Origin of the sequence: Altericista sp. CCNU0014, from assembly GCF_044923475.1 — a bacterium.
Classification (GTDB): Bacteria; Cyanobacteriota; Cyanobacteriia; order Thermosynechococcales; family Thermosynechococcaceae; genus JAAURS01.
Genome location: NZ_CP137338.1, coordinates 3989268 through 4004088 on the forward strand (window position 1 = coordinate 3989268; position 14821 = coordinate 4004088).

General features: G+C 51.8%; 13 protein-coding genes. 7 read left to right on the top strand and 6 right to left on the bottom strand.

The window, feature by feature from the left end; genetic code table 11:
• Window positions 1-136 precede the first annotated feature (136 nt).
• The 5 genes from R6H26_RS19080 to R6H26_RS19100 all read right to left on the bottom strand — a co-directional run bounded on the left by R6H26_RS19080 (window position 137) and on the right by R6H26_RS19100 (window position 6532).
• Complete coding sequence (locus tag R6H26_RS19080) at window positions 137-340, bottom strand: phycobilisome linker polypeptide (RefSeq protein ID WP_404784662.1); 204 nt, start codon at window positions 338-340, stop codon at window positions 137-139.
• 206 nt (window positions 341-546) lie between these two features.
• Window positions 547-1032: an allophycocyanin subunit beta gene (gene apcB, locus R6H26_RS19085; RefSeq protein ID WP_404784664.1), complete on the bottom strand. Its 486-nt coding sequence runs from the start codon at window positions 1030-1032 to the stop codon at window positions 547-549.
• 75 nt (window positions 1033-1107) lie between these two features.
• Entirely contained in the window at window positions 1108-1593 is a 486-nt protein-coding gene (gene apcA, locus R6H26_RS19090) for an allophycocyanin subunit alpha (protein WP_404784666.1), read from the bottom strand.
• A 447-nt stretch (window positions 1594-2040) separates the two neighbouring features.
• On the bottom strand, window positions 2041-4746 hold the full coding sequence (locus tag R6H26_RS19095) for a phycobilisome rod-core linker polypeptide (RefSeq protein WP_404784667.1): 2706 nt from the start codon (window positions 4744-4746) through the stop codon (window positions 2041-2043).
• A 367-nt stretch (window positions 4747-5113) separates the two neighbouring features.
• Window positions 5114-6532: a BCD family MFS transporter gene (locus tag R6H26_RS19100; protein WP_404784669.1), complete on the bottom strand. Its 1419-nt coding sequence runs from the start codon at window positions 6530-6532 to the stop codon at window positions 5114-5116.
• A 147-nt stretch (window positions 6533-6679) separates the two neighbouring features.
• On the opposite strand from R6H26_RS19100, the gene R6H26_RS19105 reads away from it, so the two are divergent.
• From R6H26_RS19105 to R6H26_RS19125, 5 genes are all read left to right on the top strand, one after another.
• The gene (locus R6H26_RS19105) at window positions 6680-7675 is read left to right on the top strand and encodes a hypothetical protein (protein ID WP_404784670.1); all 996 of its coding nucleotides are present in this window, start codon (window positions 6680-6682) and stop codon (window positions 7673-7675) included.
• Window positions 7676-7839: 164 nt separating this feature from the next.
• Window positions 7840-8631: a PspA/IM30 family protein gene (locus tag R6H26_RS19110; RefSeq protein ID WP_404784672.1), complete on the top strand. Its 792-nt coding sequence runs from the start codon at window positions 7840-7842 to the stop codon at window positions 8629-8631.
• A gap of 122 nt (window positions 8632-8753) precedes the next feature.
• Window positions 8754-9923 carry an LL-diaminopimelate aminotransferase gene (locus tag R6H26_RS19115; RefSeq protein ID WP_404791376.1) on the top strand — a complete coding sequence of 390 codons (1170 nt, stop codon included), beginning with the start codon at window positions 8754-8756 and terminating at the stop codon, window positions 9921-9923.
• A gap of 160 nt (window positions 9924-10083) precedes the next feature.
• Window positions 10084-10656 (top strand): alpha/beta hydrolase, encoded by a 573-nt coding sequence (locus R6H26_RS19120; RefSeq protein ID WP_404784674.1) that lies wholly within the window; start codon window positions 10084-10086, stop codon window positions 10654-10656.
• Between the two features lie 294 nt (window positions 10657-10950).
• Window positions 10951-11697 (top strand): 2-phosphosulfolactate phosphatase family protein, encoded by a 747-nt coding sequence (locus tag R6H26_RS19125; protein WP_404784676.1) that lies wholly within the window; start codon window positions 10951-10953, stop codon window positions 11695-11697.
• Between the two features lie 138 nt (window positions 11698-11835).
• Here R6H26_RS19125 and R6H26_RS19130 read toward each other — a convergent pair whose 3' ends face one another.
• Window positions 11836-13266, bottom strand: a complete 1431-nt coding sequence (locus tag R6H26_RS19130; protein WP_404784678.1) for an S-layer homology domain-containing protein — start codon at window positions 13264-13266, stop codon at window positions 11836-11838.
• Between the two features lie 291 nt (window positions 13267-13557).
• Here R6H26_RS19130 and R6H26_RS19135 point away from each other — a divergent pair, with 291 nt between their 5' ends.
• Together R6H26_RS19135 and R6H26_RS19140 are read left to right on the top strand one after the other, a co-directional pair.
• Entirely contained in the window at window positions 13558-14205 is a 648-nt protein-coding gene (locus tag R6H26_RS19135; protein ID WP_404784679.1) for a YcxB family protein, read from the top strand.
• Window positions 14202-14774, top strand: coding sequence for a YcxB family protein (locus R6H26_RS19140; RefSeq protein ID WP_404784680.1), 573 nt, complete (start codon window positions 14202-14204; stop codon window positions 14772-14774). Before R6H26_RS19135 ends, R6H26_RS19140 begins: the two co-directional genes overlap by 4 nt.
• Window positions 14775-14821 lie beyond the last annotated feature (47 nt).

The window sequence follows — 14821 nt, forward strand, 5'->3', positions numbered from 1 at the left end:
CATGGGTTGAAGTTTCTCGACTGGCGCGTCTCGTTTGTAGAAAGGCTTCAACCAAGTTGTCAAACGCATTAAGGGAGATCGGCAACGCCAACCTCCCTCATCTAGCAAACATGTGATGTATTGACCCATCAAAGCACTAGAGCAAACCAGTATTCGCTCCGGGCTTACCGGTTGCCAGCTCGACCTTCACAATTTTGCCGCCCATCTTCATGATGCGCTGCTGCTCGGTAAACCAGTTATCGTAAGGAACTAATTTTGTAAAGTAAGTATTTTGTAATTCCCGCTGCGTGCGAATCCGGGTTTGGCTGGGCACACAAGCTGTCACCTTAAACATCCGCATGATCTGACTTTCTCCTATCCGTCTATTCGCGTTGTAAAGTTTTCTGCCTTAAATGGAGCGAAGGTCTGGGAACTCAAGATAAAAACCAGACTGTCAAAACCAACCTCTATATTGCTACCTGAGATTAGTCTTTAACAAGCTAGCCTTCACCCTCAATTTCCCAGACCCCTACTGAATCGAGATGAGATTTTGCAATCTCAAGTGGCTTAGCTCAAGCCAGAGCAAATGTAGCTGAAGTACACGCCCATTTCTTTGCCAGCATCGGGACCCACGAGTCCGGAAGTGACCTCACCCATTGCTTGGATGGCCTGTACCGTTGCGGTAACGGGAACGCCCAAGGAATTATAGGTTTCTTTCAAACCGTTGAGAACGCGCTCGTCCAAGATGGAGGCATCGCCAGCTAGCATGGCATAGGTGGCATAGCGGAGGTAGTAATCCAAGTCGCGAATGCAAGCTGCATAGCGACGGGTGGTGTACATGTTGCCGCCGGGACGGGTGATGTCTGAATACAGAAGGGACTTGGCAACTGCTTCTTTGACGATGGTAGCGGCGTTAGCGCTGATCACAGAAGCAGCCCGAACGCGAAGTTCGCCGGTCTGGAAGTAACCTTTGAGTTTGTCGAGTGCAGAAGAGTCTAGATACTGACCCTGAACGTCAGAGGCGTTAATAACTGCGGTAATGGCGTCTTGCATAATTTCGTTTCCTAATCTACCTTGAAACCTTAAATTCAATCGTTATTAGAGCGATCGCAGAAGAAGAAAAACCCACTACTGCATTGCACCGATGACGAAATCGAAGTAAGCGCCAGCTTCAGCAGCATCTTCACCAGATAGTAAAGAAGCAGAAACGCTCTTCATAGCGCGGACGCCTTCAGCGACTGCGGGGATGGGAGTACCCAAGGAATTGTACATTTCCTTGACGCCCACAATCCCAATTTCTTCGATGGGGGTAACGTCGCCGGAAACCACGCCGTAGGTGACGAGACGGAGGTAGTAGTCGAGGTCGCGCAGGCAGGTAGCGGTCATTTCTTCACCGTAGGCATTGCCGCCGGGAGAAACGATGTCGGGACGCTTTTGGAACATTTGGTCGCCAGCACCCTTAACGATGCGCTCGCGGTTTTCGGTGAGAACTTGAGCGATCCGAAGACGACGTTCGCCAGAGGTGACAAACCCTTTGATCCGATCCAATTCTCCGGGGCTTAGATAGCGGGCTTCAGCATCCGCATTCACGATTGACTTCGTGACTACACTCATTGATGGATTCCTCTAGTTAAGAAAGATCGACAAAACTATCTTAAGGGACTTTACGGTATCGCTACGCGCAGGAAGTCTCTCTGCAACGGATGGGAACTTTCGGCTTGCTCGCGTTCGAGCAAACGCTCGCCCGCACCTATCGCCAACCGAAAACAATGCTGTCTTGTGAGTTCGATGAAGTAACTCAGAGCCAGCTCCCTACCGCAATCATTTTCCGGCATTACGGTAACGATCCCGATAAAGCTGTAATACTTTTTAAAACTCTGCTTTCAGCTTTAAGATTTTCTGTGCGAAAACCAGTCCCAGCAGGCCTTAGAAAATATCGGACAGAGCTTCTAATGTAGCAATATTTCTTAAAAAAAGCCCGAACGCTTCTCAAAATGAGGAGCGTTCGGGCTTTTTTTAAGCTAAAGCTGTACCGAAAAGCGAACTTTTGTAACCAGAACGTTACACCTGAGAGAAGCTAGGGACCACAATGCTGTCGTCCTGCTTTGTGAGCTGGTTGTACAGCCGCTCGGTATTGGGGAAGTTTGCCGCAGGTAGGGTCGGGAAGCGACGATAGGGTACCGTATCTTCGCCGAAGACCTGGGAGTATTCCGCGCTGTAGACCATGGCTCGGATAAAGGCTTTAATCCCATCCTTGGCCAAAATCTGGTTGTAAAGCCGGATTTCAGCTTGGTCGAGGGGTGCGCGTCCTAGGAAGTGTTTGGTTCCGAGTTCGATCACCTTGGTGTTGGGGAATGGGGTATAAAATTCCTTGACGTAGAGGGGCGAAGTCCCGATACCTTCGATAAATTCTTTAACGGAGATATCGTTGTTGCTGAGTTGGGTTTCGAGAACGGTGAAGTCGTTCTGGATGCTGAACGGATTGCGATCGCGCTCGAAGATTTGCCGATAGGCCGCTTGGGTCAGCGCCTTGAGGTACGTCTTATCGACGTTCCTGGTCAGCTTGAAGACCTTGGTTTGCTCTCGTTGCTTGCTCACGCCTTGGCCGATTCGACCCTGAATCTGAGATTCGGCGGGTTGATTTTGCGCCACTCCCAGCTCGATAAAGCGAGGCGTGGGTTCGGTCTGAGCTGCCTGAGCCATTTGAGCGGCGGCGCTACCGCGAACGGTGCGCATGGACAATCCGGCAGGGGTGAGATAGCGTTCGTGGGGTACGGTATCTTCGCCGAAGGCCATTTCGTACTCTTTGCTGTCGATGAGGGCGTCGACGAGGGCGTAAAAACCCTTCTTGGCGCACAAATCGAAATAGCGGTTCATCTCCTGACGACCGTAGGTTGGGCGCCCCAAGATGCGACGGTGGATGTACTCGATCGCCTTACAGACATACAGCGGCGTCCAGTACAAACTCCGGAACACGTTGGACTTCGCCAAGATGCGGACGAACTCTTTAAGAGTGATTTCACCATTTTCGAGCTTAATTTCCGCCACCTTTTGACGTTGACCGTCATAGAGATCGCGTCCGAAAATCTGGAGGTAGGTGGCCCGGATAATCGCCTGAGTCGAGCTTTCCGAAAACTTAACGCTGACGCCCTTGTTAGTCGCCCTGCGCTTCCCAATTTTTTGATTAAAGCTCGGAACCTGATCCAGCTTAAAGACCTTAGGACCTAGGGTACCCGGCGCAACGCCACAAGCATCGGGGTTGCTCAGCTGGTTATTGATTCCCGGCCCGCAGTTAATCAAAATCCGGCGGGTATCTTTGCCGAAGGGGGCAGGGGCAGCAGAAGGCGTGCGGGTTTCCTTCGGAAAGATAGCACCAAACTGAATTTCCAGCGGGTCGTGACCCACGCCGTAGACGTGCTGGTCTGGGAGGGGCTGGTCTTGAGAGGCAAAAACCGTTAAGAATTCAGGGTTCTTTCGGAAAGGCGCGCTGTAGCGGAACAGATTTTGCTGAGCGCCCCAATTCCGACATTCTTGAGCCTCTTGTCCCAAACCGCGCAGGTAAGGGACCGTTTCTTCGCCAAAGTAATCAGAATACTCTTGGGAGTCGACGAGGGCATCGATCAGTGCGGCCAAACCGCCGGAAGAAACAATGGAGAAGTAGCGCTGGACTTCTTCCCGGCTGCTGGGACCGCGACCCAAAACGTGACGGAAGGCCAGTTCTAAGGCACGGCTGTTGATAAAGGGTTCGTAAAAAAGTTTTCCGTAGAGCGGAGATTTGCACAGACGCCGAATGAATTCCTTCATGGAAATTTCGCCGCCTTTCACCTTGGTCTCTAGGTAGGAATTGGAAAGACTATAGGCTTTGGTAATATCCCGCTCGAAAACCTGACGGTAGGCGGCTCTGATGACTTCATTTTTTTCTGAAGTAGACAGCCCCGTCTTCATGACGAATTTGGGACGGCGTTCTGCAGAGAGAAAATAAATTTGTGGTAAGCGCAACCCTTGCTGATCGGTAGAGTTACCCTTGCGAACTTTATCGGAAGGGGTGGCAGCCTTAAATTCGTTGATTAAAACTTCAAAGTATTGCAGAACGAGCGCTTGAGCATCTGCATCGCCATTGAAATAGGAGATTGCAGCTCCGCCCATTTCTTGCAGTGCTACTAGGGTCGCATCGGTCGAGCAGGCATTCTCAATGACTTCCCGCAGGCCGCGGACGTTAACCGCAATAATATTGGGGTCCCCTGCGACGATTGCATAGCTGGTGTAGCGCAAGAACCAGCTTAGGTCGCGCAGGGATTTCTGCATTCGCTCGGGGCCGTAGCGCGAAATATTGATCTGTCGGAAACCTGGGGGGGTAGGGCCGCCGATCGCAGAGGAGCGAAGGACAGACCGAAACGCGCTGCCGATAGAACTACCCCTAGATTCGACGTAGGTTGTCATCCCCATTTTCTGGGCTCGGGCAGCATCGCTGCCGCCGCCAACAAAAGCCAATTCCCGTTCGGGAGGCTTTTCTAGATAAGCCATGGGCGAGCCGCCCACAAAAATACGGTTGGCAGCACGAGAAACGATAACCTCAGCATTTTGAGCCAAGACTGCTGCTATCTCGAGGCGCTTAAGACCAGAGCTGAGATAGATCGACAGCTCGTTAAGCTCGCCCTGCTGTAGAAAGCGGTCTTGCTGCTCCGCTTGAATGATGGTCGCAACGGGGACAGTCTGGTACAACTGCGGGCGTGCGACTGAGCTTCCTCCACTTGACTTTACAATCATCTGCTTTCGAAGGCTCCCTTCAAATTACTGCGCTATAAATGACGATGGAACGATACAAGTTTCTTAATCAAACGCACTGAAGGATTTCAGCGAATCTGAGAAGGTCACTGGGCCAATGCGGTTGGGATTTTAAGAATTTAACTTTTACATTAAAACGATTCGCGCCCCTATTCTTTGTTCATTAACAAATGTGTAGGACTTTTCTGAAGCATTGGCTGGAGGCTCAAACCTTACTTTTTAGAGCTCGACCAAGTCCCCCTTTAACTTAGTAACCTGTTCCGAAGTGCCGTAATATTACGAAGTGTAAAATCACTGTTAAGTTTAATGACGTCGATCCGCGCGCTCGCCTGCGGCGCAAGGGTTTGAGTTAGCTATCGAGTTCTTGAGCGAGGACGGTGGAGATCGCCGTTTGGGTGCGATCGCGAAACTCTGACACATTTACTTTGTCGAGTAAAACGACCGCTGACAGCATCAGCAGCGCTTCGACGAGAAAGACCAGTCCGTAGGCCCACAGGGTTTGCGCCCCAAACAGCGAACGGCCTAAATCCAGGAGAGCGCCGCCTGCCACCGTTGCGCTGGCTTGGGACATAGCTTGGGCCAAGCCCCAAGCGCCAATAAAGGTTCCTGCCGTTTCTGCTGCCGTCAGGTCCAGCATCAAGCTCACGGCGCTATTGGTCACCAGTCCGTAGCCCAGTCCTAAGCCAATCATAGCCAGCTGGAGTGCAGGTTGAGACTGGGTGAATCCCACGGCGATGACGCCGAGAAAACAAGCCGCGACCGCTTTACAGCCAAAGCGCGCCGTGGCCTGTTTCCCCCAGCGCGGCACGATCAAAAACCCCGTTGCCGTAATTCCAATGAGGGTGCCGATGCCCCAAAAGGCGTTGAGCTGCGTGCTTTGGGAAAGCGTCATGCCAAAGACTTCGCCGCCATAGGGTTCTAGAATGGGCTGCTGGAGAAATAAGCCGAGGGTCATCAGGACCAAGAAGCTAAAAAATATCCCCGTTTGGCGGCTGGCGGTGAGGATGCGGAAGGCGGTTTTTAGAGTGATTTGGTCCTCGCGTCCGGCGATCGCCGATCGATACCCGTAGCGGGAGTAGCGGTTTTCCACGCCAAAGGTCGCAATAAAGGCAAATCCTAAAACGCAGGCGGGTAAGACGAGAAAGAGCCTGTTAATCGTAGATTGCAGCGTTTCTGGAGTCAGACCCTTGAGCAAAATGCCGCTGGTTACAGCGCCAATCACAATCCCGACCATGAGCATAGCCCACACCACGCCCACCACTTTGGAGCGATTGTCTTCATCGGAAACATCGACTAGGAGCGCGGCAAACGGCGTCGAACTGGCGCTCACGCAGATTCCGTAGAGGGCAAAGGTTAGGCCCAGCAAGCCCATCCAGCCGTACGTATTTGCCGTCCAGCCCTCCAATTTGATGCTATCTGCCAGCCGCCAGATGACCTGAACCGCAGCAAAGGCGCACAGGGTAAACATCGCCGTGCCCAGCCGGACATACCCGGTCCGATGGTAGCCGAACAGCGGTTTTGAGTCGGAGAGCTGCCCAAACCAGACCCGGATCGGCGAAACAAACTGGTACATGGCCAAGGCTCCCCCGGCAAGGGTGGCGGGAATCGCCAGAAAAGCCGGATCGATGAGCACTCGGTTCAGCACCCCTAGGGTCAGAATCGACATAATGCCCAGCCCCATCTGAAATAGCCCTAAACGGAGGATGGTTCGGATCGGGAGCTTGGGCGGCAACGTCTTGGATGCAGTTACGGAGGGCAGAGTGTCCATGAGAATCCAAAAATGGCGACAATCGGTATTCCAGTTAAGCCTAACTGAGCAATCGGTCCTAAGTCGATCCGGCGATGCAACTTGAGTTGTCTCTAAAATTCGTGCAAAGCTAAAGAAGCCAACGGCGGCGATTCGGAGTAAAAACGCATGTCTGTCGAGAACCAACCCATTTCATTGCCAGAGGGACTCAAGGCGGCGATCGCCTGTTTAGATCTGTCTTTAGAGTCAGAACTGGCGCTGTATCGCGATCGTCAAAGCCAAGCGGCGAGCGCGCTTGCCTTGCCCAGCGCCGATCCAGACGATGCAGTATTGCCCTCCTCAGATTCAACGCTAGAAGCATTCCTCGCGACGGACGATGCGAGGACGTTTTCTGCTGAGGCAAACAATGTCAGCGACGAACCAGAAGCAACGGAAGGGGAGCTAGATCGGGTTACTGCGGAGCTAGAGAGCGAGGATGAGAGCGAGACGTTACCGGAACCTTACGGTGCCGAACTGACGGCGCAGCCAAAAGCCTTCGATCGATTCTTAGACCCCTCTATTGAAGATTATTTAGAATCATCGGAGGCGCTGCTGAAGCATTTAGACGAACCCACCGAAACCGAACCTTCTCCGGCACGAGAACCCGCACCACCCGCTTCGAAGCAACGGTGGGTCGTCGGCGCGGGAATTGTATTGCTCGTTCTGGGCGCGATCGCACTGGCTGGGCTGTTTGTGATGTTGGCGCAGCGATGGTTTTCAGCCAAGCCCTCTGCCCCTGCGGTAACGCCTCAATCTTCCGCATCGCCGCCATTACAACCGACTCCATCGATTTCGCCGCTGTCTAATTCGGCGATCGCCACGGAGGCTGTCTCCGCCAACCTTGCCAAAACGGGCGCGCTTCCCCCCCGTCCCTCAGCGACGCCAACGCCATCGCCAACGCCATCGATTGACCCTAACGCAGCAAACTACATCGTGTTAGCGGCCAACGGCAGCGCTGAAACGCTTCGCAAAGCCCGGCGGCTCGTCCCCGATGCATTTGTGACCGATGTGAGCGGCCAAAGGCGAATCCAGTTGGGGTCCTTAGACAGCTTGCAGCAGGCGCAGCAAATGGTGAACGAGCTAAAAAATCAGGGATTTCCAGCATCTATTGTGGCTCAGAACTAGACTCCGAACAGCATTTAGGGAGAGAGTAGTTCTTTAAGAGCAGTTCAGCAATCGTAAGTAAAGCTAAAATGGTGGCGTGCATCTCGGCTAAAGTATCCCGTCTCAACATTTGGCGCTTAAAAATAGGCTATCGAACATTTTTTTGATGAAGGAAGAGCAACATCATGGGCTTATTTGATCGAATCGGTCGAGTTCTTCGCTCTAATATAAACGCAACGGTCAGCGCGGCTGAAGATCCAGAAAAAATGCTGGAGCAAACCGTGAATGACATGCAGGAAGACTTGGTTAAGCTCCGCCAAGCGGTAGCAGGGGCGATCGCCTCTCAAAAGCGGTTGGAGCAGCAGTACAACCAAGCGCAAACCCAGTCGGACGAGTGGTACCGACGGGCGCAACTGGCCCTGCAAAAAGGGGATGAAAGCCTCGCCCGCGAGGCGCTAACCCGCAAGCAAACCTTTGCGACGACTGCCACAAGCCTCAAGCAGCAGCTCGACCTTTCCACTAACCAAGTGGAAACCATGCGCAAGGGCTTGACGGGCTTGGAAAGCAAGATTGCCGAAGCCAAGACGAAGAAGGATATGCTGAAGGCTAGGGCTAGATCGGCCAAGGCCACCGAGCAGATCACTCAAGCGATGGGCCAAATTGATACGGCCAGCGCTCTGAGCACGTTCGACCGCATGGAAGAGAAAGTCTTAGAAATGGAGGCTCGGTCGGCAGCCGTTGCAGAACTAGCAGGGGATTCCCTCTCCGATAAGTTTGCTGCTTTAGAAGCCGGCGGCGACGTAGATTTCGAACTGGAGCAGCTCAAGGCGAGCTTAGAACCCAAGTCAATTGCAGGGACGCCTCAAGCACAAGGGGCGCTTCCTGCTGCGGATGAGGCTGCGGCCAACATTCCCGCGACGGCCATGGATGCGGAGTTCGAAAAGCTGCGCGCTGAAATCAAGCAGCCTCCGTCTTAGATGGGAGACGTCTTAGATGGGAAGCAATGCTTGAGGCGATTCACCCGAATCCTTTGCAGCTCCGTTGCGAACAGTTCGGGCAAAGGTTCACTCTGAGTTTGGGGCACGAACCCGATATCCGCATGCAGTTATCCAATCGCCTTTTATCCTTCAAGTCCAATGTCTTTGCCGAGATGGATCGAGCAAAACAGTTGGCGCGCGGTAAAGGGCAAGACATTATCGATCTCTCTTTAGGCTCCTCCGACCTGCCCGTTTCGCCTCGAATTCTGGAAGCGATTGGGCGATCGCTCTCTGACCCGAGCACCCACGGCTACCTGCTGTTCCACGGAACGCGCGCCTTTCGCGAAGCGGCAGCAGCTTGGTACGAGAAGAAATTTGGCATCGCCGTAGACCCGGAAACGGAAGTTTTATCCCTGATCGGATCTCAAGAAGGCACTGCCCATTTACCGCTGGCCATTCTGAATCCAGGGGACTACGCGCTGCTCCAAGATCCGGGCTACCCGTCCCATGCGGGAGGGGTCTATTTAGCCGGGGGGCAAGTCTACCCCATGCCGCTGACAGCCGAGCATCGCTTCCTTCCGGTTTTTGAAGATATTCCGCCAGACATCGTGCGGCAAGCGCGGATGATGGTGTTGAGCTATCCCCACAATCCCACCACGGCGATCGCAGACCTCGACTTTTTCCAGCGGGCCGTAGACTTTTGCCAGAGCCATGGCATTGCACTCGTCCACGATTTCCCCTATGCGGACCTGGCCTTTACCGAACGGCCCATGCCTTCAATTCTTCAGGCAGACCGCGATCGCAATTGCTCCATCGAGTTTTTTACCTTTTCCAAGTCCTACAACATGGGTGGGTTTCGGATCGGCTATGCGATCGGCAACGCCAACCTGATTTATGGACTGCGGCAGATTAAAACGATCGTTGACTTTAACCAGTACCAAGGCATCTTGGCCGGAGCCACCGCTGCCTTAACCCTCTGCGATGACGAAGTGCGCCAAACCGTCGCAACCTTCAAAACGCGACGGGATACGTTTATCGACGCGCTGAATGCAATAGGCTGGATGGTTCCCACGCCAGAGGCCACGATGTACGTTTGGGCGCAGCTTCCCGAGCCGTGGCAGCAGAACTCAATTGAATTCTGCAAAGCACTGGTAGCCCAAACCGGAGTTGCGGTTTCCCCTGGCGCTGGATTTGGACCGTGCGGCGAGGGATACGTCCGCTTTGCGCTGGTTCAAGACCCCCCTACTCTGAGCGTTGCGGTTGACCGAATCGCAGGCTTCCTTCATACTTGATGGAAATTTTAGGCGACTAGGAACATCGTTCGGGATTCAAGCATCCATGAGCTATGTCCCATAGCTTAAAATGTCAGCGCTGCACCTTCGGTTTAACCGAACAGTTGTTCCCCGCTTCATTCTCACTTAAAACACATTTCACTCAGAAAACATTCTTACTATGACTAATCTGCGTTCCTTCCGTCGCTTAGTAATTGGTGTTACGTCGGGCTTAGCGTTGTGCGGCATTGGGTCGATGGTCTCAGCCGAGGCCGGGTGGAGTGCCGATAAAATCACGATGAGATACGGGCCAGTTTACCGCTCGATCGCAGTAGCCGATCTCAAGGATTACGCTCAAACGGGGAAACCTTCTGCCGAGCTGGGGTCTTTCTTAGGATTGATCAAGGATAAAGATAGAGAATCTCTGACCAAAACCCTCAACATGAAATTTCCGTTCAATGTGGTGCAGGTCGATAAGCTGCTGAAAACCCCCGCCGCAGATGGACTGCTCTCAGAGGTGGCGGGCGCGACCATACTCCCTGGAGAAACCGAAGTGGTAGCTTTAAGAGGGGCACTTTTAATTGCAGCCTCTTCAAAAGAGGGGTTAGGCACCTTGAGCCTGTTAGAGTCTTACCCTACGCCTACATTGACGGTCGACCTCAAAAAACTTTTGGCTTTGATGAAAAACAGCAAGTCCTTCAAAGGACTGGGTTCCATGATGGGATCCTTTGGTGGCGCATCGGGAAGCAAATAACCCGCGCGTCTGAGAACGGTCCGATCCATCGAACGAGGCCACAGGTAAACGTCTGTGGCCTCTGTTGTCGTACCTACTATTGCTGCAAAATCCCCACTGCTTTACGGTGGTGTTGCTTACTTTTATAGACTGTATAAATTCTTTATTAGCATTTTTTGCTTCTGGAGAACGGTCAGGTTGCTCTGTTAAGAGATACCTTGGGGTATGCTATGCCATGTATCCAGTGCTGTCATGCAGTATTAAAGATATTTCAGTGGCTCTGCGGTCAGTTACGGGAACTTTTATTTATCCACCATGAAATTATTTGTCTATCACACCCCCGAGGCAGTACCCCCAACGGGCCCTTTACCTGACTGCGCGATCGCAGTGGATGTGCTGCGAGCTACTTCGACCATTGCAACGGCTTTAAATGCTGGGGCGGCGGGGGTTCAGGCATTCAGCGATTTGCAAAACCTTCTCGACGCGAGCGAATCTTGGGATCCTAACCACCGCATCCGCATTGGGGAGAGAGGGGGCAAGATGGTAGAGGGGTTTGACTTGGGCAACTCTCCTCTAGACTGCACCCCGGATCGTGTGAAAGGTGCCCGCATTTTCATCAGCACGACCAATGGAACCCGAGCACTTGCCTGCATTCAGTCTGCCAAAACCGTACTGACCGCAGCTTTTATTAATAGAGCGACCGTCGTTCGCTACTTGCTTCAGCAGCAGCCAGAAACAGTGTGGATCGTCGGATCTGGATGGGAAGGCAATTTTTCCCTTGAAGATACGGGGTGTGCTGGTGCGGTGGTTGAAGGGGTCCTAGCGGCAGGAGCGGTCTCCCTCGACGATCTGGCAGGAAATGATGAAGCTGTGGCGGCGGTGATGCTATACCGCAGTTTTCAAAACGATTTGGTATCGCTTCTCAAGCATGCGACTCACGGCCAGCGCCTCCTGGGTTTGAAACTTTACGAAGACTTAGAATACTGCGCCCAAATCGACGCGTTGGGAGTATTGCCGATTCAGCAAGAGCCAGGGATTTTAGTAAAGCACGAAGCGTTTTGAAAGGGTCTAATTGCTAGCGACGGCAGGAGCGGATCGAATAAAATGGCTCGGTAGGGAGCAGGTTTTGCGGAATCTGTACTGGTATATCCAACACGTTTCGGCAAAACCTGCATCGATCGAGTTTTAGGTAAGAATGCTTCAGCGATGCGAGAAGCGCGGAGCGATACTTAGAGCCAAATGACGATTCCCGTTCGATTGACGGGCAACTATCAGGTCGCTTTGCATCTTTAGGGGAAGTTTTGAGGGTTCGACAACCACGACATTACCGCTCTGAGTACTTCCTCCCAGCAATCCGCCTAGGGAATCATTACTACCTCCCAGTAATCCGCCTAGGGAGGAACTATTGCCACCGCCTAAAACGCCACCCAGGATAGAACCTAGATTGATACCACCACCAAAAATGCGTCCTAGCAACAATCTACCTGCAAGGGTAGAAAGACCGCCTCTGACTGAGTTAGGAGATATGGATTCTTTAGGAGTGGGCGCGAGGGGGTCTGACGTAATACTGACTGTATAGGTTTTACCGTCAACGATCAGCCGATCGGCAAAATATTGGCTACCTGCAGTTCCACTGATATTGACCGGCTGAAATCGTCCCTGGATTTGGCTGCCGACTGGGATAAGCGTCGTTCCGCTGGCATTGGCAACACTTTGGGCAACCTCAAGGTTAGTCTGCACGGTTTCGCTTGAAGCCACAATGAGTTTCACATCGTTGCCACCTGGGTATCTTGCCGTCAATGCCGTGCCGCGCGCTACGAGTTTATTGTTTTGAGAGGTGCTCGTGTTTTCAGTGGTGGTACTAGTAGTTGTGCTGTTGGTACTAGTGGGACTGCTCGAGCTGGCAGTTTGATCTTTGGCGGCATAGTTGACGATGTAAGCGACTGTTTTTGACTCCGCAGGTAAGGCAGGCAGGTTTCCTTGTTTGACGAGCGCTTGGTAGACTGCTGCGGCAACGTCTGCTCTGGTCACTTCATCGGTTGGGTTCAAAAAGGAGGTTTTAGGGTAGTTGACGACCAATTTATTTTCTGTAGCAGCAGCAATGCCGACTTTAGAATCTTCTGAAATTTCGGTACTGTCTCGATAGAAAGATAGTGCCTTGCTGACAGATTTTGGTTCGGGAAGCTGCAACCCGTTGGACAAATAAACGAGGGTCTGAGCTTTAGTAATTTTTAGATCTGGCCGGAATGTGTTGTCGGGGTAGCCGGACATAAAACCCGTGGTGTAGGCTTTATCGATGGCAGCCGCAGCCCAGTGTTTGGCGGGCACATCTTTAAAGGTTCGGCTCCTGCGAACTGCATCTTCGCTGAAGGCGTTACGCAAAATGGTCGCAAATTGGGCGCGGGTTACGGTTTGCTCGGGCTTAAAGGTACCGTCGGAATAACCGTTAATAACGCCTTCTCTAACCAATCGTTCGATGAAGGGTTTCGCCCAGTAGGAGTTTGGAACGTCGGAAAAAAATGTTCTTTGGGCGATCGCCGAACTCGGGAATAGGCTCTGTGCAACAAGGCTAGCTCCCAGAACTGTTGCAATGGAGGTATTTAAGGGTGTACGGAATAGAAACATTGTCATTTTTAATATCCTTCGGCTGAGGGGAAATGTCGAACAAATTCAGAAACCCGATGCGATCTGTAAACCATTCACGGCTCCCCCACGGATCGGGTCATTCCCACGCTGAACGTGGATTTTTATATGACTTTAGTCTGTATTGATACTTTATCAAAGGGTTTTTGCCAATCTATGCAGTCTTGGGAGAAATTTAAGAATTCTAACGATCGAGACTGTTCGATCGTTAAATTTTGCTCTCGTCACGTTCTAGGAAGAGAGGCTATAACAGATTGAAATACCGATTTATTTAATATCGTGACGATCCAGTCAGACTATCAAATCACCTTGCCAGAGTATATTGACGGCGGTCAGGCCATAAATAAAGCTAGACTTGCTAACCCTTGGATGTTGTGGGGAGTTTCAAGAGGAGTCCCGATTTTAGGGTTGCTGACCGCATTTTTCAGCTTTTGGATCGGAATTTTTGCCTTGAATCACCCGAGCGGGACTGGAATCGACAATCAGCTCCTCGTTTGGATGCAATTCGATCGACTGTCTGGAAATGATGCAGCCACCTATATTGCTCTTGGCTGCATCAGTCTTGTGGCATCCATAGTTAATTCCGTATGTCTTCACCCAAGTGTTTTCATGCGAGGGCAAAGAAAAAGCTGCGAACGGACGTGGCAAAAGAATCCTTTAATGGGCGAACGCAGGACGCTAACTGCAACAGAAATCGAACTCAGCTTAAATTCAAAATCACTGCAAATTACTTGGGAATGGGCTGCCTTAAATCGCGTTATAGAAAGCCAGATGGTCTTTATCGTCTATTGGTTTACAGGGGAAAGCAAGATGATTTCAAAACAATGTTTTGCCAGTGAGGATGAACTCGATCGGTTTCGCGACCTCGTTCGGCACCGCGTCAAAAATTACATCGATCTCACGCAAGACTCCGTACGATCTGTATGAACAGCCAACCGATCGCGATCCTGAGTTATCAACTATCTGCAAACGACTACCTGCGCGCAGCAGAAATAGCTTCTTCCAATAAAATACTCTCTCTCCTAAGTGTTACTACCTTGACGTATGGTGGGTTGCGCGATCTCTTGCGAGCCGTGCAAATTCTACCAGATGTATCTTATGAAACGATGTCAGCAAGCGATTACTGGCTTTCGAGTTTAGTGTGTCTTCTAAGCTCTTTTCTGTTTTTACACCTAGCCTTCCCGAGGTTTAGCCCTACTAAACGCTGGACTATCGCACGAACTTGGAAACGTACGATCCAGATGCAGCAACCCATTACCTTATCTATCGCTGAAGCGGGAGTAGAGTTTCAAATTCAAGGGTTTCGAGATTTCAGACAATGGCAGCACTATACTGGCTTTCGCGAAACCAAAGAGATGTTTTTACTCTTCTACTCCGGATCGCTCTATCGCATTCTCCCAAAGCGGATATTCAGCAGCCCAGAACAAATGCGCCAGTTCCAGGACTTACTCGATCGGAACGGCGTAGCATCCCAAAAGAATAGCAACATGGATTGAGAAAAGCGCAGTACAGAGCCTTGCTTCCCATGGACGCGAGGCTCTGT

Excerpts from the sequence above, each read along its gene's own strand:
- R6H26_RS19130 (WP_404784678.1), bottom strand. The coding sequence starts at position 13,266 with ATGACAATGTTTCTATTCCGTACACCCTTAAATACCTCCATTGCAACA.
- R6H26_RS19105 (WP_404784670.1), top strand. The coding sequence starts at position 6,680 with ATGTCTGTCGAGAACCAACCCATTTCATTGCCAGAGGGACTCAAGGCG.
- apcB (WP_404784664.1), bottom strand. The coding sequence starts at position 1,032 with ATGCAAGACGCCATTACCGCAGTTATTAACGCCTCTGACGTTCAGGGT.
- apcA (WP_404784666.1), bottom strand. The coding sequence starts at position 1,593 with ATGAGTGTAGTCACGAAGTCAATCGTGAATGCGGATGCTGAAGCCCGC.
- R6H26_RS19080 (WP_404784662.1), bottom strand. The coding sequence starts at position 340 with ATGCGGATGTTTAAGGTGACAGCTTGTGTGCCCAGCCAAACCCGGATT.
- R6H26_RS19120 (WP_404784674.1), top strand. The coding sequence starts at position 10,084 with ATGACTAATCTGCGTTCCTTCCGTCGCTTAGTAATTGGTGTTACGTCG.
- R6H26_RS19095 (WP_404784667.1), bottom strand. The coding sequence starts at position 4,746 with ATGATTGTAAAGTCAAGTGGAGGAAGCTCAGTCGCACGCCCGCAGTTG.
- R6H26_RS19125 (WP_404784676.1), top strand. The coding sequence starts at position 10,951 with ATGAAATTATTTGTCTATCACACCCCCGAGGCAGTACCCCCAACGGGC.
- R6H26_RS19140 (WP_404784680.1), top strand. The coding sequence starts at position 14,202 with ATGAACAGCCAACCGATCGCGATCCTGAGTTATCAACTATCTGCAAAC.
- R6H26_RS19100 (WP_404784669.1), bottom strand. The coding sequence starts at position 6,532 with ATGGACACTCTGCCCTCCGTAACTGCATCCAAGACGTTGCCGCCCAAG.
- R6H26_RS19115 (WP_404791376.1), top strand. The coding sequence starts at position 8,754 with ATGCAGTTATCCAATCGCCTTTTATCCTTCAAGTCCAATGTCTTTGCC.
- R6H26_RS19110 (WP_404784672.1), top strand. The coding sequence starts at position 7,840 with ATGGGCTTATTTGATCGAATCGGTCGAGTTCTTCGCTCTAATATAAAC.